The sequence below is a fragment of the Gaoshiqia hydrogeniformans genome, from assembly GCF_049347105.1.
In the GTDB taxonomy this organism is placed as follows: Bacteria; Bacteroidota; Bacteroidia; order Bacteroidales; family Prolixibacteraceae; genus Gaoshiqia; species Gaoshiqia hydrogeniformans.
Window position 1 is genome coordinate 4,034,552 of record NZ_CP186334.1, and the last position, 20,742, is coordinate 4,055,293.

Sequence of the window (20,742 nt, forward strand, 5' to 3'; positions counted from 1 at the left end):
GAAAATTAAACTTCTGCCTTCTGACCACTGACCACTGTTCACCGATTACTGCTGACTTGCCAATAAATGCCATCTTTCCATGACTATAAGTTATTCTTTGGACATGACCGGTTCTGATTTTTAGTCCAATTATATTACATTTGGGACTGAATTAACCTAAAGTAACGAATGGCATTGTAGTGCCTGTAATTTATTAACATCATGAAACAAAATCAATTATTGATCTTTTTGGCTGTAAGTGTATTCTGTTCATTTACGGCATTTTCGCAACCGGTAAACAAATTATCCAAAAAGGAGAAAAAGAACGGTTGGGTGTTGTTGTTCAACGGGAAAAATTTTGACGGCTGGCGCCAGTGCAACGGGGCCGAAATGCCTGCTAACTGGCTGATTGAAGACGATGCCATGAAAGTTTTCACCGGCGAAGGCAAAAATCCGGGACAAGGCGCAAACGGCGACATTCTTTTTGGCAATAAAAAGTTTAAGAACTTTGAACTCTCCATTGACTGGAAGGCTGGTAAGATGGCCAATTCGGGAATCTTTTACAATGTTCGCGAAGTTCCGGGGAAACCAATTTATTACGCGGCGCCCGAGGTTCAGGTGCTTGATAATGTGGATGCGACGGATAACAAAATTGCCAGCCACCTGGCCGGTTCTCTTTACGACATGATTGCCGCCGATCCGAAAACGGTCCATCCGGCCGGCTCGTGGAACACCATTGTGATTACCGTGAAAGACGGTTCTGTGGTCCATCGGCAAAACGGGACAGAGGTTGTTTCTTACACCTTGTGGACGAAGGAATGGGATGAACTGGTAGAAAACAGTAAGTTTAAAAACTTTCCGGGCTTCACCGAAGGGATTTCCAAAGAAGGATATATTGGTTTGCAGGACCACGGTTATACCGTTTGGTTCAGGAATATTAAAATCCGCGAACTATAAGGCATTGTCCTCTTTAAAAAGATACAGGTGGGTTACCGGGGTAGCTCACCTGTATCTTTTGCAGAAGCGGAGCAGGGATCCTGTCCGGCAGTCGCTTATAAATCACCAATGATGATGGAGGGTATTTTTAGCAGGATGTTGGTTGCCTGCTCGAGGCGGGCATTGTCTTTTGCAAAGCACAGCCGGAGGTAGCGTCCCCTGGTTTTTTCGTGATAAAAGGCTGAAACCGGCATGGTGGCAATGCCAAAATCACGGGCCAGCCGTTCTGCAAAAACAGTATCGGGCTCGTCCGACAACCTGGAATAGTCAATCAGTTGGAAGTATCCGCCCTGCGCGGGTTGAATGTTGTACAGGCTGTTTTCGAGCAGGCGGATAAAATAGTTCCGTTTTCCCTGGTAGTACTCTGCCAACTCTTCCGACGGATAATTCCGCGGCAAATAGTCGGCTAAAGCATACTGAAACGGGGTATTGACGTTATAGACCTGGAACTGCTGCATTTTACGGAATTCTGCCATCAGTTTTTCCGGGGCCAGGCAGTATGAAATGGTCCATCCGTTGATGTTGTATACGGGGCCCAGCGACGATACGATGAAGCTGCGTTCAATGAGTTTCCGGTAACGGGCCACACTGTGGTGCACCTGGTGGTCGAACACGATCGATTCAAAAACCTCGTCGCTCAGGATGGTGATGTTTGTGCCGTTGGTGAGTCGCTGCAATTGCAACATGTCTTCTTCCGACATCACGCTTCCGGTTGGATTATGGGGCGAATTGATGATGATCATCCGGGTTTTGCTGGTAATCATTTTCCGGAGTTCTTCCCAATCAATTTTAAAACCGGGCGATTTTAGCTGAACATAGACCGGCTTTCCTCCGTTCAGGATAATTGAAGGAACATACGATTCGAAAGCCGGCTCAAAAACGATGACTTCATCTTCTTCTTTTACGACGGCGCTGATCGCCGTGTGTATGGCCTGAATGGCGCCCGCTGTTATGGTGACTTCAGTTTGCGGATTATACTCGTAGCCGTAGCTGCGGGCAACACGGGCCGAAATTTCTTTACGCAACTTGTAAATCCCTTCCAGCGGGGCAAAGTTATTGTAGCCTGATTTCAGGTAACTGACAGCCAGGTCAACTAACTCATCGGGACAGGGAAAATCAGTTTTTCCGATTGCCAGATCAAGTGCGCCCGTTTCTTCAATGAGGCTGCTGACAGAAGAAAAGATGCTGCGCGTTGTATTAGGAAGTTTTGATTGAACCATATTAAAAAATCAGACGGCATATTTAACTAAAAACGCCGGGTTGTATTTGAATTTTCAAATTTACGCAAAAATTAGACTTGGCGACTATTTTAAAACTTCTTTTAAAACAGCCAAAGATTTTATTTCTCCCGACAAATCCATATGGATCCGGTAATATTCCAGTAAGCCCGACAATAGTTCTGTCCGGTGATGGTTCAGCAACGGAAGTTTTTCCAGTTCAGTCAATTCGAAATGAGCTAGTTCAGCAAACTTCCGGCTTGTTTCAGCTCCCAGAAAATGGTTGTGAACCGGTTCTTCCTGCCTGAATGAAGCTGACACCAGATCGAAAAAGCGAAAATCGGGACGCGTTGGCATTTGCGGGGCTACGCCCAGATAGCGGGTCAGGCGAAACAGAAAAGCGACCAGGAAATTCGGAATGCCTTCATCCTGTAAATCGAGCAGCCGGGCCGCATGAAACACAAAATCGAACAGTTCGGGGTTGGCTTCTTCTTCCTTCAGGCACTTCATCAGAATTTCGGCGATAAAAATGGCCTGCGAGCTTTTGATGATGTTGAAGGGAAGATGATCGAACGGTACGGCTATACGCGCATTTTTCAGCCGCTGGATGTTCCGTCCGGCCTTGTGGTAAACCTCCAGGTCGAGCAGGAACAAGGGCTGGAAGAGGTTAATCTTCAGATCAGACTTTTTCGACCTTAGCCCGTTGACGATGTAGGATTGCTGGCCGAATTTTTCGGTGTAAATCCGGGCTATAATGCTTGAGTCGGAATAGCGGATATAATGCAGGAATATGCCTTTTGTTTTCTCGAGCACGTTGTTTTTGTTTGCTGGTGTTAAAAGGTATGTAACTTAGTCCCTGTTATTTATCAACGATTCAGAAAAGCGACTAATTTTTGCACGGCCCGGGCCCGGTGGCTGATTTTATTTTTTTCGGCCAGATCCATCTCTGCAAAACTCATCCGGTATCCTTCCGGTTGGAAGATCGGGTCGTAGCCAAAGCCTTCGGTTCCTTTTTTTTCTTCCAGTATTTCTCCGTCAACAATACCATCCATGCGGGTTTCCTTCCCGTTTATCACCACCGAAATCACGGTTCGAAAACGGGCTTTGCGGTTTTTTGTTCCGTTTAACAGATGCAAAACTTTCTCCATATTGGCCTCCGCGTTTTTGTCTTCGCCGGCATAGCGGGCCGAGTATACGCCGGGCTCGCCGTTTAAGGCTTCAATTTCGAGCCCGGTGTCATCGGCAAAACAGTTATATCCGTATTTGTTGTAGATGTAAAATGCCTTTTGCGAAGCATTTTCTTCCAGGGTAGGGCTGGTTTCCGGGATGTCTTCCGTGCAGCCGATATCTGTCAGGCCCAGCAGTTCAATCTCATCTCCCAGGATGTGCCTGATTTCTCTTAACTTATGTTGATTGTTTGTGGCAAAAACAAGTTTCATTTGTGTTGTATTTAAATCGTGTTGAACTTATTCCTTGATTTCTCAATGGCTTCGAAGTTTGTTATAGCCCAGTTAGTCAGTGATTTGATGTGTGGAAGCAGGCTTTTACCTAATTCGGTCAGCCGGTATTCAACCCGGGGCGGAATTTCAGGATACAGCGTACGTAAAACCAGCCCGTCTGCTTCCAGCGTACGCAGGGTGACGGTCAGCATTTTTTGCGAAATGTCATTAATTGAGGCGCTTAAGTCTTTAAACCGCATGACGCCTGCTTCATCAAGGACCATCAGTAATAAAATCGACCACTTGTCGCCAAAACGATCCAGTACATTCCGAACCGGACAATGTTCGTTCTTCGAATATTTTTCAACAATTTTCACCATCGGGCTGTTCTGATAATCAATGATACTAACCTTTGTGTAACTAAGGGTTGTTTTTGTAACATATTGATATTGATAAAGTAACCACCTATTTTTGACTCTCCGAAAGTAAGTAAAATTCTTTTAGTTATTAATAATAAAATGTAAAAATTATGAAACGAATCATGGTTACCGGGGCGACCGGACAGTTGGGCGGGCAAGTCCTGAATTTTTTGATGCAAAAGGCCGGTGCAGTATCCATATCGGCGATTGCGAGAGACCCATCGAAAATTGCCGGTTTTCAGCAACAGGGCGTGTCTGTTTTCCAGGCTGATTACGACGATCTGGCTTCATTGATCAAAGCATTTGCAAATATTGATGTTCTTTACTTTGTTTCGGCCAGCGAAATTCCCAAACGGATGAAGCAGCACGAGAATGTATTGACAGCGGTTCGGGAAACAGGGGTGAAGCATGTGGTCTATACAAGTTTGCAACGAAAGGATGAAACGAAAGAGTCTCCCGTAGCGGCCGTCAGCGAGGTGCACTTGTACACCGAAAAATGGTTGAAGGAGTCGGGGATCACATACACCATCCTGAAGCATACCCTGTACAGCGAAGTAATTCCGATGTTTATCGGTGGACAGGTTTTTGACAGCGGACAGATTTACCTGCCTGCCGGGGATGGGAAGGCAGCTTTTGCCACCTGTACCGATATGGCCGAGGCAAGCGCCAACATTTTAACAACATCCGGACATAATAATAAAGTTTACGAAATAGCTTCCGGGCAGACGTACTCTTACCACGATGTAGCGAAAATCCTCGGTGAAATCAGCGGGAAGGAAATCCGGTATGTTTCTCCGACTGTCGGGGAATTCCAGAAAACCTTAAAAAGCTATGGGGCGCCCGAAGTGATTGTTATGATTGTTACCATTTTTAGCCAGGCAATTGCACTCGGCGAATATGATCAGCCTGATCAAACACTGGCCGGACTTTTAGGACGTGAGCCCGAAACCTTGGCCAGTTTCCTGAAACGGCGGTATTCAAAATTTCAGTAAATATTAAAGGCGTGTAAAACAAGGCTGATCAATAAAAATTTTAACTTTGAGTGACATATCATCAAAACCAGTTATTATGAGATCAGCTTTGTTTTTGGTTATTTTTTCACTGTTTTCAGTCTTGTTTGTTCATGCGCAGGACGAGGGCGAAAAAAACGGTCAACCGAGTCAGGAAAAACTTGTTTACAAGTTGAATATCAAAGAAAACATTGCACCTGCTATCTGGCGCCAAACCAAGCAGGCATTTGCCGAAGCCGACAGTTTAAAGGCCGACCTGATTCTGATCCACATGAATACATACGGCGGAACGGTCCTCGATGCTGATTCCATTCGTACAAAGATTATCAATCATCCGATCCCTGTTTATGTTTTTATCGACAATAATGCCGCCAGCGCCGGGGCGCTGATATCCATTGCCTGCGACAGTATTTACATGCGGAAAGGGGCATCTATCGGTGCGGCAACTGTGGTTAACCAAACCGGCGCCCAAATGCCCGATAAATACCAGTCGTACATGCGTTCCATCATGCGGGCCACTGCCGAATCGCACGGGGGCGACACCATCATTAGCGGGAGAGATACCACGTTTCGCTGGTTTCGCGATCCCCGGATCGCCGAAGCAATGGTCGACGAAAGCGTCTACATCAAAGGAATTATTGATACAGGCAAGGTGTTGACCTTTACTCCGACCGAGGCCATGAAACACGGCTTTTGTGAAGGGATAGCAGAAACAGTGCCTGAGGTGCTGGAAAAAATCGGCGTTGAAAATTACCGCATTGTTGAGTACAAACCCACCACGCTGGAGAAAATCATCGGCTTTTTGGTTAACCCGATTGTTTCCGGGATTTTGATTATGGCCATTTTAGGCGGAATTTATTTTGAGATGCAGACTCCCGGAATTGGCTTTCCGCTGGTGGTTGCCATCATCGCCGCTGTTACCTATTTTGCCCCCTTGTACCTGGAAGGACTGGCCGAACATTGGGAAATTCTGCTGTTTATTGTTGGCCTGATCCTTATCGGTGTCGAAATTTTTGTTTTACCCGGCTTTGGTGTAGCCGGCATCCTGGGCATCTTGTTTAGCTTTACCGCTTTGGTGTTGAGCTTACTGGATAATGTGCATTTTAATTTTGAAGGCGTAAATCCGGAAAAAATTACCACCGCGCTCACCACCGTGGTCGTGGGCCTTTTTACCGGTTTTGTATTGAGCCTGTTTCTCAGCAAACGCGCCTTTTCAGCCGATCGGGGGATGTTCAGAAACCTTTCTTTACACGAAACCCAGGAAAAAGAGAAGGGTTTTGTCGGAGTAGATACCCGGATAAAAGGGTTGACAGGAAAGACAGGAACCGCTAATACCGTTTTACGTCCTTCAGGAAAAGTGCTGATTGAAGGAACGATTTACGATGCCGTTTCAAATTTGGGCATGATCGATAAAGGCGAAACGATTATCGTGGTAAGGGATGAAGCGGCCCAATTGTATGTCGAAAAGGCGTAAACAATTTTTTATTCTTTGATCATTACCAGAACACCGGAACATGTATACTTATCGATATCCGCGGCCGGCTTTAACGGTCGACGCCATTGTGCTGAAGCGTGAAACAAATGAGTTATTGCTTATTCAGCGCGCAAAGGACCCGTTTGCCGGCAAATGGGCTTTGCCCGGAGGTTTTGTTGAAATGGGAGAGTTATTGGTTGATAGCTGTAGGCGTGAACTGGAAGAAGAAACCGGTTTAAAGCTACAGGAACTTATCCAGCTTAAAACCTACGATGCCATTGACCGGGATCCCCGCGAACGGATTATTTCGGTTGTATTTTACGGATTTGCCGACCGCGATGCGATGGTCAGCGGCGCCGATGATGCCCTCCGGGCCGCCTGGTTCCCGCTTGACCAGCTTCCGGAACTGGCCTTCGACCACGATGTGATTATTTCGGACTTTAAAGCAGAGCTGATCCCGTAATCAGGGAATTGCTTTTAGAAAAATATTCGCAGGGGAGGCTATGGGTGAAAAGTGGTCCCGTTGCCGGGATCGCCGATGCTTTTTAAGATGATTTCGTAACTGGCCGGGCCACAGTTAAACAACAGGTCGATGATGCTCAGGTTGGGAACAAAGCCGAATTTGTCGTCAAATACCTGTGAGTAGGGTACCGGTAAAAATGACGGATCTACCTGGTTTTTTTGCTGTTTTGGCTGAATGGCCTCCCGGAAGTTCAGACAGCCTTCAGGAACGTCTTCAAACTGTTCTGTAAGGCGGATTTCCGGGTTAATTTCCAGAATATCAAACACAACTTGCAGCAACCGGTTGTTGAAATCGAGCAAAAAATCAAACCGTTTTTCGTAGAACGGCCGAAAATCAGCCTCAAGAATTTCGAAGAAAGGCGAGGTATTGTAAGCCGAAACAATGGCTTGCCAGTGAATGTGCGGCCAATTGGTGTCGTATGAAATACGGAGGTCTTTTATTTTTTGCCGGGGACTGCGTCCTTTTTCCACCGGAATAATCAGCGGTTCAGGGCCGTTTGCTGCCAGGATGATTGTCCGGTTCCGGTAAGTTTGTTTCACGAAATGCTCCTGACTTTCTATCCGGACAGTCCGGCAGCTTAAAAATTTTGTGAGGTACTGAACAGGCGGCAGATAAGCCGTACTTAAAAGAATTTCCGGTCGCATCGGTATCATCAGCTAAAAAAACCTTTTTCCGGTCCGCCGGTGATTTCAATCCCTTCCGGATGATTCTCTTTTTCAAACGGTTCCTCTGTCAACTCATCAATTTCTTCCTGTTGCGCTTGAACCTGTGATTTCAGTTTTAATATTTTAGGATAATAAAGCACAAAGGCAATCACAAAACCAAGAATCAGGCTGACGATCAGCGCCAGGATGAGCGGAATGTCGCTGATTTGCCAAAAGAGCAGCTTAACAGTGATTAAGGTCGAATTTTGCAAGGTGAAAATAACCAGCAGCAAAATTAAGATCAGGATAAAAATAACTCCGGCAGCCATAATATTACTTTTTTCTGAAAAGTATGAAAAAAAGAGGAATCAACCAATCGGATGATTCCCCTTTTTACGGAACGAATCCTGAAGAAAATATCTTCGTTTAATGTACGAGCTTAAACAGGCGGTTAAACCTGATTTTACCCGGCAGGCTTTTTTCTTTGTCCAACGACAGCCAGATAAATACTGCTTTCCCCACGACGTGGTCTTCGGGAACAAATCCCCAATAGCGCGAATCGGCCGAGTTGTGGCGGTTATCTCCCATCATCCAGAAATAATCCATTTCGAAGGTATAGGTAGTGGCTGCAGCGCCGTCAATGTAAATGGTATTGTTTTTTACCGAGAGGTCGTGGCCTTCGTACAGGTTGATAATCCGCTCGTACAGCGGAAGATTGTCGGTGGTGAGCTTAATTGTTTTTCCTTTTTTCGGGATTTCGAGCGGTCCGAAATTATCGACATTCCAGGGATAATTTTCGTGGAACGGAAAAATATTTTTATCCCAGTTGCCGGCGGCCATGTTAACCTTTTTTGCCGAGGTTACATTGCTCAGTTTCTCAATTTCGGCCACTTGTTCGGCCGACATCGGGAACAAAAACTGCGAGCTGTTGAATACCTGCTGGTCGGCGCGCGAGATGCCGATTTTTTCGAGTGTCCGTTTATTGATTCCGGTTCCGTTGGTTGTTACGATGTAGTCGTACTGGACGCCCGGAAAATGTTCCTGTTCTTTTCCGTTGACATAAACCTGGCCGTCTTTCAGCTCAATGACATCGCCGGGCAAGCCAATGCAGCGTTTGATGTAGTTTTCGCGTTTATCAACCGGGCGGCTGATAATTTCGCCGAAGGTGCGCGTGTCGGACCAAACCCGTTCGCGGCCATAGTTACGCACCAGGTTGTAATAACTTTGCGTGGGCATATTGGTTGCCACCGTGTCGCCTTCGGGGAAGTTGAATACCACGACATCGTTGTTTTTTACCTCGCCAAAACCTGCGATCCGCTTATACGGGCGTTGGATCCATTCAGAATAGGATTTCGTTTTTTGCGTCAGGGGCATGGTGTGGTGGACAAAGGGGAAGGAGAGCGGCGTGTTGGGCAGTTTGGGCCCGTATGATGTTTTGCTCACAAACAAAAAATCGCCGACCAGCATGGATTTTTCCATCGATGAGGTGGGGATAGTGTACGCTTCGATGAAAAACATCCGGATAAAGGTAGCGGCAATCACCGCGAAAATAATGGCGTCGACCCATTCAACCACCTTGGTTTGTTTTCCCTCAGGCGGGTTTTTCTTTTTCCAGAATGCCCAGTGGACTTTTTTGGTCACATACATGTCGAACAGGATGGCCAGGCCGATAAACCACCAGTAGTTTTCGAGCCACAAAACCCACAAACTGTAGATCAGTCCGACAAGGATGAACTTGAACCATTTGTTGGTTAATATATTTCTCATAAGGATATATTTTAAGATAAGTTTAACAGATCGTTCATGCTTAAAAGGCCTTTTTTGCCGATACTGAATTCGGCTGCCAGCACGGCCCCCAAAGCAAAACCTTGCCGGCTTTTAGCGCTGTGTTCAATCAGGATATGGTCGACGTCTGATTCGTATTTAATGCGGTGAATGCCCGGAACCTGTCCTTCCCGGATTGCGCGGATGTGCAGTTGACCGGCGGTTTGGGGCTCGTCGAGTGTCCACGATTTTTTTCCGGGATGATTTTCAAACAAACCTTCGGCCAATGTAAGGGCTGTTCCGCTGGGGGCATCCAGTTTTTGGGTGTGGTGTACTTCTTCCATCTGAATGTCGTATTCCGGGCGGTTCGCCATTAAAGAAGCCAGCTTTTTATTCAGGGCAAAAAACAGGTTTACCCCCAGGCTAAAGTTCGACGCGTAAAAGAATGTTCCTTCCCGCTGGTTCATCTCCGAAATAACTTCATCCTTTTTTCCCAGCCAGCCGGTTGTTCCGCTTACAACAGGGATACCAGCCTCGAAGCAAAGCTTATAATTGTTGATTGCCGAGGCAGGGATCGTAAACTCGATAGCTACGTCGGCTTTCTTTAAATTGTCGATGGTCAGTTCGTGTTGATTTGTAATGTCAATTTTTAATACAATTTCATGACCGCGGTCAAGGGCAATCTGTTCAATGATTTTACCCATTTTCCCGTATCCAATCAAGGCAATCTTCATATCTTAACGTCTAAATATTATCAATTTTTGGGCTTGATTTTTTTCCATAAAACAGCATGTTAGGCGAACCAGACTTCCTGTCTTCCCGTATTTCAACAAAGCTTACAAAGATATAAATTACAGGCTAAAACTATCATTTGTTTGAGTCCGGTTCATTTTTTTTCGACAAACCGGCCCGGAGTTTCGGTATAAAACGTATCGTGCCCTTTTTTTACAGATCAAAATACTTTTGTAGATTTATCAAAATTTTGAGGTATCAGAATCAATTTGTTGGATGGGTATGGATAAAAATATCGGATTAGTGGCCACGGATTTGGACGGAACTTTGTTGCGGAATGATAAAACCATCAGCCCGGAAGACTTGGACATGTTACACCTGCTGGGTGAACGGAAAATTACGCGGGTGGTGGCTACCGGGCGTAATTATTTGAAAGTGAGAGAAGTTATCCCCGATCATATCCCCTTTGATTTTGTTGCTTTTTCGTCGGGGGCGGGTATTTACGATTGTCGGAACAACCGCTTGCTCTATCAGCAAAATATTCCGAAAGATACGGTCAATAAGATACTTCAATGGCTTATTTCGAAGGATTTGAATTTTCATTTGTTCCGCGAGGTGCCCGATAACTTCAGGTGCTGGTATCACCGGGGAGCAGAAGTTTGCCACGAGTTTGAACGCTATTTTACCTATCATAACCCGGTTTCGGAAGCGCTTCCTGCCAGCGGCCGGATTGATTCGGATGCCTGCCAGTTTCTGGTTATTTTTAAAGAAGCCGAACGGTTTTATGAGCTTAAAGAGATTTTGGAACAACGCTTTGATAACATAAAAGTATTGCGGGCAAGTTCGCCCTTACTTACGGGTTATGTTTGGATGGAAATTTTTCACGCGGGTGTTTCCAAAGGAAATGCCATCCGGTATTTGTGCGACTATCTGAATATTCTCCGGGAAGCAACTTTCGGCATTGGCAACGATTACAACGACCTGGATCTACTCGACTTCACCGGCTTTTCGTACCTGGTTGAAAACGGTCCTGACGAATTAAAACACAGGTATCGTCCGGCGCCAAGCAACGAGGCCAATGCGTTCAGCGAAAGCCTTAAAAATCATTTGTAATTCGATGACACCGACAGATACTTATTTAAAAATAAAATATAAAACTATGAAGCAGCTTTTCAGTTTTCTGTTTTTATTGTTGTCCGTGTTTGGTGTTGCCCAGCAGCCGCACGACAGCTTACTTCCGGTTGATCAAAAGGTCAGTAAGGGTGTTTTGGAAAACGGGATGACTTATTACGTGCGGTCGAACAGTACGCCCAAAAACAGGGCCGACCTGTACCTGGTGGTCCGCGCCGGTTCAATCGATGAAGATGATGACCAGCAGGGGCTGGCCCATTTTGCCGAGCACATGGCTTTTAACGGCACAGAAAATTTTCCCAAAAATGAATTGATCAAATACCTTGAATCCATCGGGATGGAATTTGGGCCGGAGGTAAATGCCTACACCAGTTTCGATGAAACCGTTTATATGATTAAAGTACCGCTGGACGAGGACGAATACATCGAAAACGGCCTCCAGGTGCTGTACGACTGGGCCTGCCAGACGACCGACTCGGATGAGGAAATTGAAAAAGAACGCGGTGTGATCCATGAAGAATGGCGTGGCGGACGCGGCGCCAACGAACGGATGATGCAGAAATGGATCCCGGTTTTGTTGCACGAAAGCCGCTATGCCGAACGGCTGCCCATCGGGAAGATCGATATCATCGACAACTGCCCCCCGGAAGTATTACGTCGCTACCGGAGTGACTGGTACCGGCCTGATTTGCAGGCGGTCGTGGTGGTAGGCGATTTTGATCAGGAAGAAATGGTGAAACGGGTGAAAGCTAAATTTTCGGATATTCCTGCAAAAGAAAACCCGCGAAAGAAAGAAATCTTTGCCATTCCCCGCCATGCTGAAACCCTCGTTTCGGTGGTTACCGATAAAGAAGCCAGGTATCCCGTTGCCAATATCTACTACAAACATCCTTTGAAAATAAATAAAACCCTGGCCGACTACCGCGAAGGAATCAAGCACAGCTTATTTAACAGCATGATCAATAACCGTTTGCAGGAGTTGGCCCAATTGGCTGATCCTCCTTTTATTACTGCCGGCTCGGCTTACGAAGAGCTTTTTGGACCGGTCAGCGTATACAGTTCAGGCGTTTTATGTCAGAACGGGCAGATTGAACGTGGAATTAAAGCGGTTGTCGAAGAAAATGAACGGGTGATGCGCTATGGTTTTACGGCTTCTGAACTCGAACGGATGAAAAATGCCTTGCTGGCTTCCATCGAAAAATCGTATAACGAGCGCGACAAGCAACGCTCGGAAGCTTATGCCGAAGAATACAAACGTAACTTTTTGATGACCGAAGAACCGATCCCGGGCATTGAAAATGAGTTTTTGTATTACCGGCAGTTTCTTCCCGGAATTACCCTGGATGAAGTAAATGCCCTGGCGAAGAAATGGATTACCGACGAAAACCGGGTGGTGGTTGTTACGGCCCCTGAAATTGAAGGTATAAAAGTCCCGTCGGAAGACGAGGTGCTGGCCATTTTGAATGAAGTTGAAAACAGCCCGCTCGACGCTTACGACGATGTGATTGCCGACAAACCGCTGATTGACCAGGAAATTGTACCCGGAGAAGTGGTTGGCAAAAAACAACTGGATGAAATCGACGCCCTGGAATGGACTCTTTCGAATGGCGCCGTGGTGGTGCTGAAAACTACCGACTTTAAAGATGACGAGGTGTTGTTTACCGCGTATAGCCTGGGCGGAAAATCACTGTACGGACAGGAATCTGATATCTCGGCCGATTTTGCAGCTACCATTGTCGCCATGAGCGGGATAAGCGGATTCGACAAAGTGACCCTGGATAAAATGATGTCGGACAAGGTTTTTTCCATTTCGCCGTACCTTCGCGATCTGACGGAGGGTTTTTCGGGCCGTTCGTCGGTGAAAGATCTGGAAACGATGATGGAAATGCTTTACCTGTACTTTACTGATTTGCGTGTCGACCCGCAGGCATTTTCGTCTTACATGAGCCGCTATGCCGGTTTTATTGAAAACCGGGTGGCTTCTCCCGAAGATGCCTATAACGATACCCTTCAGGTGGTTTCGGTCAATTACCATCCCCGTAAGCGGCCGGTAACCAAAGAAGTCCTTCAGGAGGCCAGCTTCGGGACGATTGAAAAAATTGCCCGCGAACGCTTTGTCAACGCCGCCGACTTCAAATTCTTCTTCGTCGGAAACATCGATCCCGAAGCTTTTAAACCCGTCGTGGAGCGGTATATCGGAGGGCTTCCTGCTTCAGACAAACGCGAAAAATGGGTGGATATGCAGGTGAAATCGCCGGATGGCGTGGTTGAAAAAACGGTTTACCGTGGCCAGGAAGAGAAAAGTCTGAGTCATATTACTTTTCACGGCAACTTCGACTATTCCAGGGAAAACCTGGTGACCATTGATGCGCTGGGAAAAATATTATCAACCCGTTTGCTTGAAGTAATCCGCGAGGACAAAAGCAGCGTGTATTCCATCGGCGCCCGGCCTTCGGTTGAAAAAATGCCCGTTCCGAAATACAGTATGTCTATTTATTACGGAACCTCGCCCGAGAAAGTCAACGAACTGAAGGAAGATATATTCCGCGAAATTGCGGATATTGCCGGAAACGGGCCGTCGGAAGAGGATCTGCAAAAAGCAAAAGAAAAAATGCTCCGGGAGCGTGAGAACAACCTGCGCGAAAACAGTTTCTGGCTTTCGGTGATCAACAACGGATATTTGTACAAGGATGGCGATTTCAGTGATTTTTCCGGTTATGAAGAGCTGGTCAATCAGTTGACGAAGGAAAAAATCATGGAGGCCACCAAAGCCTATTTTAACTTTGAAAATTATTATCAGGTCATCCTGAAGCCGGAACAAAAATAAAACGCGACAGACCATGCGGATGATTTGGATAATCGCTGATTTCAGGATCAACAGTTATCCGGATTATCCGCTTGTAGGTTATCCTGTTTTTTCCTGTTTTAAACCAATCGTGAAAACCGGAGTCAAAGCAACCGAGTGACAAACAAGTTCATTTTTCATTTAAACAAATCAATATGAAAAAGCTTTTTTTGATAACAGTTTTATTTCTTGGTGTATTTTCTCTGGCACAGGCGCAACGGGGTACCGGGCAACGCCCTTCTCAGTCGGGAGGCGAACGTCAGCGGATGGACCCGGCAGAACGGGTTGAACGTCAAACTCAACGGTTAAAAGAGACTTTGTCGTTAACCGATGAACAAACCGTGAAAGTGAAAGCAATTTTTACCAAGTATAGTGAAAAGCAGCGTGAAGCTTTTGAAAAAGCACGGGCATCGGGTGAAGAATTTGACCCTGAAAAAATGCGCTCGCAAATGCAGGCAACCATGGCCAGCCAGGACAACGAAATTAAAGCCTTGCTGACTGCCGAGCAAAAAGTAAAATATGAGGCTCATATCAAAGAGCGGCAGGAGCGAATGCAAAATTTTAGAGGGGAAAGGCCGGGAAATAATTAGAGCCTGATCGCTTTGCCCGCTAAAAGAGGCTGTCAGAAAAGCATTTTAATTCAGACAAAATTTGAATCTGCTTTCTGACAGCCTTTTTGTTTACGGTTCAATTTGTTTAATCAAACGGCCGGCTTCTTCCAGGTCATCATATCTGCCCAAGTCCATCCAAACCGATTCGCTATCTTCAAAGGCAATTATTTTTTCGGTTTCGGCCAGGCGCAGGTATAAATCAATAATCGAAAATTTCCCGCTTTCAGTAACCTTATCCAGTAATTCGGGACAAATCAGGTGGATGCCGCTAAAGGCCAGTTGCCCGGAATCTTCGGTTGCTCCGGGGCGGCTGATCTTCAGTTCCCCGGTTTTTACATTTTTCCAACCTGTTAATTGACGGTTCCGGTCAAAAAGCAAATACCGGGAGCTAAGCCGGTTTCTGACTACCAGGCTGGCCAGCGCCCCCGACTCCTCGTGGGCCTGCAACAGCCGGTCGAGCTTTAAGTTGGTCAGGATGTCGACATTGATCAGCAAAACCGGCTCGTCGCCCTGCAGGAATCGTTTTGCATGTAAAATACCTCCGCCGGTATCCAGCAGGGCATCGCTTTCGTCTGAAACCGAAATCCTGATCCCGAAATTTTTATTTTGCGCCAGAAAACCGGTAATTTGTTCCGGAAAATGGTGGACATTGATCGTGATATCGCCGATCCCATACGATTTCAAATAGCTGATACATCTTTCCAGCAGGGTTTTCCCGCCAATTTCAACCAGGGCTTTGGGCCGGGTTTCGGTCAGGGGTTTCAGCCTTGTCCCAAGGCCTGCTGCAAAGATCATTGCTTTCATAGATGGAGTTTCGAGTTATGCGTACTGAGTTATGAGTACTGAGTACTGCCTGTTTACTGTTGACTTAACTCTAATTGCCATTGGTCATTAGTCATTAGCTGCTTCGTTCTGGTTCGCGTAACGGCGATCTGGTCAGGCCATGTCCTTTTGCAGACTGATCATTTTGATGGCTGTTACCGCGGCTTCGTCTCCTTTGTTGCCCAGCTTACCTCCGGCCCTGTCAAGCGCCTGTTGTTCGTTGTCGGTTGTAAGTACGCCAAAAATGAATGGTTTGTTATACTTTATGTTCAGGTCGGTTGTCCCTTGCGTAACGCCCTGGCAAATAAAATCGAAATGACGGGTTTCGCCCTGTATGACGCAGCCAATCAGGATGATGGCATCCACTTGCGTGTATTCTGCTATAAATTGTCCGCCGAGCGGCAACTCAAATGTTCCGGGCACATGTTTAATAATGATGTCTTTTTCGCTTACGCCATGCCTGATCAGGGTGTCGAATGCGCCCTGGGCCAAAGCACCGGTAATTTCGTAGTTCCATTCGGCTACCACGATGCCCACTTTCATGCCGGCCGCTGCTGGAACCGATTCGATGTCGTATACAGATAGATTTTTTGTTGCCATAGTTCTGTTGTTTTTGCAAAAATAAAAAATCCCCTGTAAGGAGGGGATTCTCAATATCATTTTGAATTGGTTTATTTCTTTAACTGATTCTCGGTCCGGGCGATGTATTTATCAATGGTACGGGCTTCGGTTGAAGCCGGGTAGCTGGTTTTAATTTCCTGATAAGTTTTCAGCGCCTCGTCGAATTTGCCTTGCGACTCAAGTAAGTTACCGGCTTTCAGCAGGTAAACAGGTGTAACAAATTCATTTTTGAACGAATAGGCCTTTTTGTATGCGTTTAAAGCTTTTTCGGGCTCGTTTAATTCGTAGTAAGCATCGCCTTTGGCGCCGGCGGCAACCGGGGCAAGTAACAGGTCGTCGGTTTTAAATTTGTTCAGGTAGCTGATGGCTTCTTCGTACTGGCCTAAGTGCAGGTACGAAATCCCGGTGTAATAATTAGCCAGTTTGCCGCTTTTTGTCATGCCGTAATCATCAATAATATCCAAAAATCCCAGGTAGTTACCGTCGCCGTTAATGGCCAGGTTGAACGAATCTTTCTCAAAATATTGTTCAGCCATAAACATTTGTTCCTGCGCAGTTTTTTCTTTCGGGAAAATATAAAGCCGGGTGAAACCGAGATAACCGGCTACCACTGCTACAATAACAGCGATCACGATGGTCAGAATTTTCTGATTGTCTTCGATAAACTGTTCGCTCCTGGTTAAGGCGATTTCAACTTCCGATAAGCTGTCTTCTTTTTTTATGTTTTTATTCTTTGCCATTTTCAATAAGGTTATTCCAAATTTGTGACGCAAAAATATGCTTTTTTATAAAACAATAGCCACAAAGCGCTTATAAAATTTAATATTAATAAACACATTGTTGTTGGCAAAAAAGCTCATGAATAAATCATTCACTGTTCCCGCTTTATTTTATTAGTTTTGTCATTATTAAAGATTACATGGATGTACCTTGATCGTTTATCCTTACTGAATTTCAAAAATCTGGAAGAAGTTGATCTGCAGTTTTCGCCCGATTTGAATTGTTTTATCGGCAATAATGGCGCGGGCAAAACCAACCTGATGGATGCCATTTATTACCTGTCGTTCTGTAAAAGCTTCTTAAATCCGGTTGATGGACTGAATATCAGGCACGATGAAGATTTTTTTGTGATCCAGGGAAAGTACAGCCGGTTGGAACAAGACGAGCATATTTACTGCGGGTTGAAAAGGGGACAAAAAAAACATTTTAAACGGAACAAAAAAGAATACGGCAAACTGGCCGGGCATATCGGCCTGCTGCCCCTGATTATTGTTACGCCTTCTGATTTTGATCTGATCATGGGAGGCAGCGAGGAACGCCGGAAATTTCTGGATGCCCTGATTTCGCAATACGACCAGATCTACCTCGATCAGCTGATCCGGTACAACCGGGCGCTTTTGCAGCGGAATAAACTGTTGAAACAGTTTACTTCGGAACGCATATTCAACCTCGACAGCCTGGAGGTTTGGGACGATCAGTTGGTGCATTACGGCGACTTAATCCATCAAAAACGGGTGGAATACATCCGGCAACTGCAACCGGTTTTTCAGCAATATTACGAGCTGATCTCTTCGGGAAAAGAGAAAATCGGGATGATTTACCAGTCGCAGTTGGATGAAGGCGATTTTTCGCTGCTTCTGAAAGAAAACCTTCAGAAAGACCGGATGATTCAATTCACATCTGTTGGAATACATAAAGATGATATTCTTTTCAATTTGGGTGAACATCCGATTAAAAAATTAGGATCGCAGGGGCAGAAAAAAACCTACCTGGTATCGCTGAAACTGGCGCAGTTCGATTTTATCAAAAACATGTCGGGGATCACCCCGATTTTACTGCTGGATGACATTTTTGACAAACTGGATAAAAACCGGGTGGAGCAAATCGTAAAACTGGTGGCTGAAGATCATTTTGGCCAGATTTTTATCACCGACACCAACCGCGAACATTTGGACCAGATTATCGGGGAAGTTGATGCCGATTCAAAAATATTCAGGGTGAATGAAGGAACCGTAACCGAAACAGGAAATGAGAAAAAGTAATACCGAAAAGTTAAGTCAGGTAATCCGGAATTACATCGAAGAAAACAAACTTCAGACAAAATTATCCGAGATCGACCTGATTGCGTCCTGGGAAGAACTCATGGGGAAAACGGTAGCTTCCTACACCGAGGAGTTACGCATCAGTCAGGGCACCTTGTTTGTAAAGACCAGTTCGCCGATCTTGCGGAACGAACTGTTGATGATGAAGGAAGAAATCAGAAAACGGCTGAACGAAAAAGCAGGGGTGGATTTAATTCGCCAGATCGTTTTTCGTTAATCAAAACCGTTCAACTCGCGAAAAGAAAAAATCGCATTCTTTTACGGCATTTTCATCACTGTCTGAACCGTGAACGGCATTGTGCGTTTTCGATTCGGCAAATAATTTACGGATGGTGCCTTCGGCTGCTTCCAGCGGGTCGGTTGCCCCGATCAGTTCGCGAAAGTCGGCTACGGCATTTTCTTTTTCCAGGATCGCGGCCACGATGGGCGCTGAACTCATAAAATCAGTGAGATCTTCAAAAAATGGTCTCCCTTCATGTACCTGGTAAAATTCGCAAGCCTGTTCTTTTTTTAACTTGGTGTATTTCAGTGCTTTTATGACAAATCCGGCTTCGTTTATTTTTGCTAAGATCGGACCGATCAGGTTACGTTCAACGGCACCCGGTTTGATGATGGTGAGAGTTTTATTGCCACTCATAAAATTAAAGTTGTTTGTTGTTAGTTAAGAATGGCGGTGAATTTAAAAAATTAATTAATGAATTATGGATTGGGGCGTAAAATTTTATCTTTGTAACTCCTAAAAAAAAATATTGTTTTGAAACCATTTGATATTGAAGTTATTAATTCTTTTATGGCCAGCCTGGGCAGGCTGAACGCACCCGTTGTCATTATGCCGCATGTGAATCCCGACGGCGATGCGGTCGGATCGGCGCTGGGTTTGGCGCGGGTTTTAAAGAATGCAGGTAAACAGGTTGCTGTAATTTCCCCAAATTATTATCCCGAATTTTATAAATGGATGGACGGCAGCAATGAAACGCTGATTTATACCGGTGTAAAGGAAAAAGCGGCTAAAATTATGAAAGAGGCCGGCATGTTGATTTGTCTCGATTTTAATCACCTTTCCCGGACAGGTGATATGAAAGAGCTGGTTGAAAATTATGCAGGCGAAAGTATCCTGATCGACCATCACCCGTATCCGCAGGATTTTACCCGTTTAATGATCTCGCATCCGGAATATTCGTCTACAGCCGAACTGGTGTTTCATGTGGTGAAGGCCTTGGGATACGGAAAATTTCTGGATAAAAAATCAGCCGAATGCCTGTTTTGCGGAATCATGACCGATACCGGCTCCTTTGATTACAATGTTTCGGATCCGCAAACCTTTCAAACGGTGAGTGAATTACTGACTTACGGGATTGACCCGGAAGAGATTCACAGCCAGGTGTTTGATAATTATTCGGTGGACCGGATGCGATTGCTGGGCTATTGCCTCAGCCAGTGTATGGAGGTATTTCCCGAATACCATGCCGCTGTGATGTACCTGACCAAAGAAGTACAAAAACAATTTAATTTTGTTGCCGGCGACAGCGAAGGTTTTGTCAACTACCCGCTTTCGATCAAAGGAATTCATTTCAGCACCTTATTCACCGAAAAAGATGATCATGTGAAAGCCTCCTTCCGCTCAAAAGGAAAATTCGCGGTGAACGAGTTTGCCTCGGAACATTTTAACGGGGGAGGGCATCGCAATGCAGCCGGGGGCGAAGTGTATTCCACCTTGCAGGAAACATTGGATCAATACAAAAAACTTTTACCCGAGTTTAAATCAAAATTAGTTGAAACAAAATGTTGAAAACAGGCCTGCTCTTTGGAGCAAGGTCAATCATTTGAAAGAAAAATAAAATTTAACAAGATGACAAGAAAAAAAGGACTGTTCAAATACATTCTGCCGGTAGTGATGGCCGTAATGGTTTTCGCATGTTCTAATGATCCTGTGGTTGAAGAAATCGATTATTCTCCTCAGCGCGAAGCCGGAATCATTGATGAATATATTGATTTTCTGGTAGAGGAAGGTTATGATGTCGACACAACCGCTTTGGGAGTTTTCTATGTAATTCTGGAAGAGGGCGAAGGCGAATTTGTTCAGGAGGGAAATTCCATCGGGATTAAGTATGTTGGCTTTTTCCCGGAGAGCGGAGCGGTTTTCGATCAGTCGGCCTACTGGTATGACAATGGTATTTGGAAATTTACCTATCCGTCAAGCGGAGTGATTTCCGGCTTTAATGATGCCATTGGGTTGCTAAATCCCGGGGCCCGGGGATTATTCTTAATTCCATCGATACTGGCCTACGGAACAACAGGTTACGGGAGTGTTCCTCCCTATTCGCCCCTGGCCTTTCAAATCGAACTAAGCGAAATTTATGAATAATCTGCTGGTTTATTTCAGATCAATTGTATCGCCCGGGCCGGGGAGCGG

The 20,742-nt window shown here is 45.5% G+C and carries 23 protein-coding genes; 11 read left to right on the plus strand and 12 right to left on the minus strand.

The window, feature by feature from the left end; translation table 11 throughout:
* The first annotated feature begins 201 nt into the window (after positions 1 to 201).
* Positions 202 to 936, plus strand: coding sequence for a 3-keto-disaccharide hydrolase (locus ACOIT5_RS15995; RefSeq protein ID WP_423127159.1), 735 nt, complete (start codon positions 202 to 204; stop codon positions 934 to 936).
* A 95-nt stretch (positions 937 to 1,031) separates the two neighbouring features.
* Here ACOIT5_RS15995 and ACOIT5_RS16000 read toward each other — a convergent pair whose 3' ends face one another.
* From ACOIT5_RS16000 to ACOIT5_RS16015, 4 genes are all read right to left on the minus strand, one after another.
* Complete coding sequence (locus tag ACOIT5_RS16000) at positions 1,032 to 2,195, minus strand: methionine aminotransferase (protein WP_423127160.1); 1,164 nt, start codon at positions 2,193 to 2,195, stop codon at positions 1,032 to 1,034.
* An 84-nt stretch (positions 2,196 to 2,279) separates the two neighbouring features.
* On the minus strand, positions 2,280 to 3,005 hold the full coding sequence (recO, locus tag ACOIT5_RS16005) for a DNA repair protein RecO (RefSeq protein ID WP_423127161.1): 726 nt from the start codon (positions 3,003 to 3,005) through the stop codon (positions 2,280 to 2,282).
* Positions 3,006 to 3,058: 53 nt separating this feature from the next.
* The gene (locus ACOIT5_RS16010; RefSeq protein ID WP_423127162.1) at positions 3,059 to 3,631 is read right to left on the minus strand and encodes a non-canonical purine NTP diphosphatase; all 573 of its coding nucleotides are present in this window, start codon (positions 3,629 to 3,631) and stop codon (positions 3,059 to 3,061) included.
* 11 nt (positions 3,632 to 3,642) lie between these two features.
* Entirely contained in the window at positions 3,643 to 4,011 is a 369-nt protein-coding gene (locus tag ACOIT5_RS16015) for a winged helix-turn-helix transcriptional regulator (protein WP_423127163.1), read from the minus strand.
* Between the two features lie 149 nt (positions 4,012 to 4,160).
* Between ACOIT5_RS16015 and ACOIT5_RS16020 the strand changes: the two genes are divergently transcribed.
* From ACOIT5_RS16020 to ACOIT5_RS16030, 3 genes are all read left to right on the plus strand, one after another.
* A complete protein-coding gene (locus ACOIT5_RS16020; protein WP_423127164.1) occupies positions 4,161 to 5,042 on the plus strand; it encodes an SDR family oxidoreductase in 882 nt (293 codons plus the stop codon).
* Between the two features lie 76 nt (positions 5,043 to 5,118).
* Positions 5,119 to 6,534 (plus strand): NfeD family protein, encoded by a 1,416-nt coding sequence (locus ACOIT5_RS16025; protein ID WP_423127165.1) that lies wholly within the window; start codon positions 5,119 to 5,121, stop codon positions 6,532 to 6,534.
* A 40-nt stretch (positions 6,535 to 6,574) separates the two neighbouring features.
* The gene (locus tag ACOIT5_RS16030; RefSeq protein WP_423127166.1) at positions 6,575 to 6,997 is read left to right on the plus strand and encodes an NUDIX domain-containing protein; all 423 of its coding nucleotides are present in this window, start codon (positions 6,575 to 6,577) and stop codon (positions 6,995 to 6,997) included.
* Between the two features lie 38 nt (positions 6,998 to 7,035).
* Here the strand turns inward: ACOIT5_RS16030 and ACOIT5_RS16035 are convergent, their stop codons facing one another.
* The 4 genes from ACOIT5_RS16035 to dapB all read right to left on the minus strand — a co-directional run bounded on the left by ACOIT5_RS16035 (position 7,036) and on the right by dapB (position 10,199).
* Positions 7,036 to 7,710, minus strand: coding sequence for a WbqC family protein (locus ACOIT5_RS16035; protein ID WP_423127167.1), 675 nt, complete (start codon positions 7,708 to 7,710; stop codon positions 7,036 to 7,038).
* Positions 7,710 to 8,030: a LapA family protein gene (locus tag ACOIT5_RS16040; RefSeq protein WP_423127168.1), complete on the minus strand. Its 321-nt coding sequence runs from the start codon at positions 8,028 to 8,030 to the stop codon at positions 7,710 to 7,712. Before ACOIT5_RS16040 ends, ACOIT5_RS16035 begins: the two co-directional genes overlap by 1 nt.
* 97 nt (positions 8,031 to 8,127) lie before the next feature.
* Positions 8,128 to 9,468, minus strand: a complete 1,341-nt coding sequence (gene lepB, locus ACOIT5_RS16045) for a signal peptidase I (protein ID WP_423127169.1) — start codon at positions 9,466 to 9,468, stop codon at positions 8,128 to 8,130.
* An 11-nt stretch (positions 9,469 to 9,479) separates the two neighbouring features.
* Complete coding sequence (gene dapB, locus ACOIT5_RS16050) at positions 9,480 to 10,199, minus strand: 4-hydroxy-tetrahydrodipicolinate reductase (protein WP_423127170.1); 720 nt, start codon at positions 10,197 to 10,199, stop codon at positions 9,480 to 9,482.
* Positions 10,200 to 10,479: 280 nt separating this feature from the next.
* On the opposite strand from dapB, the gene ACOIT5_RS16055 reads away from it, so the two are divergent.
* The 3 genes from ACOIT5_RS16055 (at position 10,480) to ACOIT5_RS16065 (ending at position 14,763) form a co-directional block, all read left to right on the plus strand.
* Entirely contained in the window at positions 10,480 to 11,310 is an 831-nt protein-coding gene (locus ACOIT5_RS16055) for an HAD family hydrolase (protein WP_423127171.1), read from the plus strand.
* A gap of 46 nt (positions 11,311 to 11,356) precedes the next feature.
* A complete protein-coding gene (locus tag ACOIT5_RS16060; protein ID WP_423127172.1) occupies positions 11,357 to 14,155 on the plus strand; it encodes a M16 family metallopeptidase in 2,799 nt (932 codons plus the stop codon).
* Between the two features lie 173 nt (positions 14,156 to 14,328).
* Positions 14,329 to 14,763, plus strand: a complete 435-nt coding sequence (locus ACOIT5_RS16065) for a hypothetical protein (RefSeq protein ID WP_423127173.1) — start codon at positions 14,329 to 14,331, stop codon at positions 14,761 to 14,763.
* Positions 14,764 to 14,853: 90 nt separating this feature from the next.
* On the opposite strand, the gene ACOIT5_RS16070 is transcribed toward ACOIT5_RS16065, so the two are convergent.
* The 3 genes from ACOIT5_RS16070 to ACOIT5_RS16080 all read right to left on the minus strand — a co-directional run bounded on the left by ACOIT5_RS16070 (position 14,854) and on the right by ACOIT5_RS16080 (position 16,967).
* Positions 14,854 to 15,588, minus strand: coding sequence for a nucleotidyltransferase family protein (locus ACOIT5_RS16070; RefSeq protein WP_423127174.1), 735 nt, complete (start codon positions 15,586 to 15,588; stop codon positions 14,854 to 14,856).
* Positions 15,589 to 15,720: 132 nt separating this feature from the next.
* Complete coding sequence (gene ribH / locus ACOIT5_RS16075) at positions 15,721 to 16,206, minus strand: 6,7-dimethyl-8-ribityllumazine synthase (protein WP_423127175.1); 486 nt, start codon at positions 16,204 to 16,206, stop codon at positions 15,721 to 15,723.
* A gap of 71 nt (positions 16,207 to 16,277) precedes the next feature.
* Positions 16,278 to 16,967: a tetratricopeptide repeat protein gene (locus ACOIT5_RS16080; RefSeq protein ID WP_423127176.1), complete on the minus strand. Its 690-nt coding sequence runs from the start codon at positions 16,965 to 16,967 to the stop codon at positions 16,278 to 16,280.
* Between the two features lie 183 nt (positions 16,968 to 17,150).
* Here ACOIT5_RS16080 and recF point away from each other — a divergent pair, with 183 nt between their 5' ends.
* A complete protein-coding gene (gene recF, locus ACOIT5_RS16085) occupies positions 17,151 to 18,269 on the plus strand; it encodes a DNA replication/repair protein RecF (RefSeq protein ID WP_423127177.1) in 1,119 nt (372 codons plus the stop codon).
* The gene (locus tag ACOIT5_RS16090; RefSeq protein ID WP_423127178.1) at positions 18,256 to 18,546 is read left to right on the plus strand and encodes a DUF721 domain-containing protein; all 291 of its coding nucleotides are present in this window, start codon (positions 18,256 to 18,258) and stop codon (positions 18,544 to 18,546) included. Before recF ends, ACOIT5_RS16090 begins: the two co-directional genes overlap by 14 nt.
* Here the strand turns inward: ACOIT5_RS16090 and ndk are convergent, their stop codons facing one another.
* Positions 18,547 to 18,966 (minus strand): nucleoside-diphosphate kinase, encoded by a 420-nt coding sequence (gene ndk / locus ACOIT5_RS16095; RefSeq protein WP_423127179.1) that lies wholly within the window; start codon positions 18,964 to 18,966, stop codon positions 18,547 to 18,549.
* A 117-nt stretch (positions 18,967 to 19,083) separates the two neighbouring features.
* Between ndk and ACOIT5_RS16100 the strand changes: the two genes are divergently transcribed.
* Together ACOIT5_RS16100 and ACOIT5_RS16105 are read left to right on the plus strand one after the other, a co-directional pair.
* On the plus strand, positions 19,084 to 20,118 hold the full coding sequence (locus ACOIT5_RS16100) for a DHH family phosphoesterase (RefSeq protein ID WP_423127180.1): 1,035 nt from the start codon (positions 19,084 to 19,086) through the stop codon (positions 20,116 to 20,118).
* Between the two features lie 60 nt (positions 20,119 to 20,178).
* Complete coding sequence (locus tag ACOIT5_RS16105) at positions 20,179 to 20,694, plus strand: FKBP-type peptidyl-prolyl cis-trans isomerase (RefSeq protein ID WP_423127181.1); 516 nt, start codon at positions 20,179 to 20,181, stop codon at positions 20,692 to 20,694.
* Positions 20,695 to 20,742 lie beyond the last annotated feature (48 nt).